Origin of the sequence: Porcipelethomonas ammoniilytica (assembly GCF_025567485.1) — a bacterium.
GTDB classification, from domain to species: domain Bacteria; phylum Bacillota; class Clostridia; order Oscillospirales; family Ruminococcaceae; genus Porcipelethomonas; species Porcipelethomonas ammoniilytica.
In genome coordinates this window covers 1,171-1,762 of the sequence record NZ_JAOQKH010000063.1, presented here as the reverse complement: position 1 = coordinate 1,762, position 592 = coordinate 1,171, and the positions used below count along the sequence as shown (strand labels likewise).

Below are 592 nucleotides of genomic sequence, written 5' to 3'. Positions count from 1 at the left end.
TGATTTTCTTTGCAAGGCGGCTCTTGCCGCCAACCCATGGGATAAAGCTTTTCATATAAATACCTCCAAAAACTATTTTATTTTCTTATCAATCTCAGTATGTAAGCGCTTAATGAAGTTTTCCCCCGCAATACCGTTCTGCTGATATCCCCACACGCCTAACAGATAGTTTACAGCATTCAGTGTACCAGTACCGAAAGACTTATTTTTGTCCATACCGTACTTGTTAATACCTAGTGTTTTGGCTGTCAACAGTAATTCTTTAAGCGATAACACGCCAATAGTCTTATCGCCTTTTTTATAGCCTGTCTTATCCAGTATAGGCTTTGCAGGACTTGCTGCTGTAGAAATACCCAACGTCTTTAAAATACCTTTAGCGTATGCTTCGGTAAGCTTTTTGTAATTTGCCTTGATGAAATCAGCGTCCTTTTTACTGTCGACAAAGCCGCCCTCTAAAAGTACCGCTGGGGCTGCTGTTTCTCTGATAATTGCAAAATAGTCCGTACCGCCATTACCAAGCTTAGTCTTAACACCACGGCTCGACATGATTTTCTTTACTTCTGTATTAATATTGTTTGCCAACGTCTTTGAC

1 protein-coding gene is annotated in these 592 nt (G+C 40.4%); it reads right to left on the bottom strand.

Annotated elements, in window-relative coordinates:
• Window positions 1-72: 72 nt before the first annotated feature.
• On the bottom strand, window positions 73-592 hold a 520-nt coding region (locus OCV67_RS13170), incomplete at its 5' end, for an N-acetylmuramoyl-L-alanine amidase (RefSeq protein WP_178085177.1).